This is a genomic window from Pseudomonas sp. MF6776 (assembly GCF_016613125.1).
Taxonomy (GTDB): domain Bacteria; phylum Pseudomonadota; class Gammaproteobacteria; order Pseudomonadales; family Pseudomonadaceae; genus Aquipseudomonas; species Aquipseudomonas iridis.
In genome coordinates, this window is the sequence record NZ_JAENSQ010000087.1 from 1 (window position 1) to 1,873 (window position 1,873).

Below are 1,873 nucleotides of genomic sequence, written 5' to 3' on the forward strand. Positions count from 1 at the left end.
GACCGGTGAAGATCGCCATCTTGCCGTAGCTGATCCGGTCGCCGACCAGCTCGGCGGTCTGCGCGACGACGTACAACTCATCGTTGTAGACCTCGAGCTTGGGCGGGCACAGCGGGTGCATCGCGTTGTCGATCGCCAACGGATGAAGATTATATGTCCTTTGGATCGCGAGTAGTTCCTCGGGGGTGGGTTCGCTAAGCGCGATCCAGCAGAAGCCCGAGCGACTCTCGCCCAACTTGACGTGCTCATCGAGCGCGATTTCGCGAACTCGCTTGCCTTCGTTGTAATAATAGGCGGCGATGATGCTCATGCTGGCCTCGCGGGAATGTGGAGGCCACGCTGGACGGCCGGTCGAGCCAGCCCGCGTCCAAGCCATGCGCGGACGTTCGAAAAGCTGCTGAGGCCAAGGATGTCACCCGCAGCGTAGAATTCCACCAGCGCATTCACCCAGCCGAGCGTCGCGATGTCCGCGATCGAATAGTCGTCGACGATCCAGTCGCGGCCTTCCAGCCGGCGATCCAGAATCCCCAGCAGACGCGTGGATTCGTCGATAAAGCGCTGTTGCGGCCGCTTGTCCTCATAGTCCTTGCCGCCAAATCGCAGGAAGAAGCCGAGCTGACCGAACATCGGCCCGATGGCCGACATCTGAAAGAACACCCACGCTAGGGTCTCGTAACGCTGGCCTGGTTCGGTGGAGATGAACTGACCCGTCTTGTCGGCCAGATAGAGGAGGATCGCACCGGATTCCCATAAGGCGATGGGTCTACCGTCAGGGCCAGCCGGATCGATGATCGCCGGTATGCGTCCGTTCGGGTTCAGCGACACGAACGCCGGATCCTTCGACTCGTTGTTCGAGATGTCGATCAGGTGGGGCTCGTACGCCAGGCCAGTCTCCTCAAGCATGATCGAGACCTTGACGCCATTGGGCGTAGGGGCTGCGTAGAGTTGCAGGCGATCGGGATGAGATGCCGGCCAGCGCTGCGTGATCGGAAAGGACGAGAGGTCTGGCATAAATCTGCGATCCTGGTGTTGCGATGGCGACTGACTGGAACGAGCCGTCACTCTGAAGTAGGGTTCGATGACCGCGTCGCTGAACGACGCGGTCACGAAGATTGCGGACCGGATCGGCGCAGTGGCAACGGCAGTGAAGCCTATTCCGCCGCGGTCCCGGCCGCTGGCTGTACGTCGTCAACCTTTTGGCGCTTCGGAAGCACCCAGCCGGGACGGACGAAGTGGCAGGTGTAGCCGCCCGGGCGCTTCTCCAGATAATCCTGGTGATCGGGCTCGGCCTCCCAGAACTCGCCGACCGGCTGGACCTCGGTCACCACTTTGCCATCCCACAGCCCCGAGGCATCCACATCGGCGATCGTATCCTCGGCGACGCGCTTCTGCTCCTCGTCGACATAATAGATGCCCGACCGGTAGGAGAGCCCACGATCATTGCCCTGGCGGTTCAGCGTCGTCGGATCGTGGATCTGGAAGAAGAATTCCAGGATGTTCCGGTAGCTCGTCACTGTCGGGTCGAAGACAATCTCGATCCCCTCGGCATGCGTGCCGTGATTACGATACGTGGCGTTCGGAATATCGCCGCCCGTGTAACCCACACGGGTCGAGATGATGCCGGGCCGCTTGCGGATCAGATCCTGCATGCCCCAGAAACATCCTCCTGCGAGAACAGCGCGCTGATGCATGTTAAGCCTCCTCTACTTGATCGAGATATTCACCGTATCCCTCGGACTCCATCTCGTCGCGCGGGATGAAGCGAAGGGACGCTGAGTTGATGCAGTACCGCAGACCGCCGCGGTCGGAAGGACCATCGGGGAACACATGGCCGAGATGACTGTCTGCGTGTACTGACCTGACCTCCGTCCGG

General features: G+C 61.0%; 4 protein-coding genes. All 4 read right to left on the reverse strand.

Features of this window, described 5'->3' with window-relative positions; all coding sequences use genetic code 11:
• The coding region (locus tag JJD74_RS30495; protein WP_325167037.1) for a CorA family divalent cation transporter at positions 1-310 on the reverse strand (310 nt) is incomplete at its 3' end.
• The gene (locus tag JJD74_RS30500) at positions 307-1,011 is read right to left on the reverse strand and encodes a glutathione S-transferase N-terminal domain-containing protein (protein ID WP_003464969.1); all 705 of its coding nucleotides are present in this window, start codon (positions 1,009-1,011) and stop codon (positions 307-309) included. The genes JJD74_RS30500 and JJD74_RS30495, both read right to left, overlap by 4 nt.
• Positions 1,012-1,151: 140 nt before the next feature.
• Entirely contained in the window at positions 1,152-1,691 is a 540-nt protein-coding gene (gene msrA / locus JJD74_RS30505; protein ID WP_003464967.1) for a peptide-methionine (S)-S-oxide reductase MsrA, read from the reverse strand.
• 1 nt (position 1,692) lies between these two features.
• On the reverse strand, positions 1,693-1,873 hold a 181-nt coding region (locus tag JJD74_RS30510), incomplete at its 5' end, for a peptide-methionine (R)-S-oxide reductase (protein WP_200618097.1).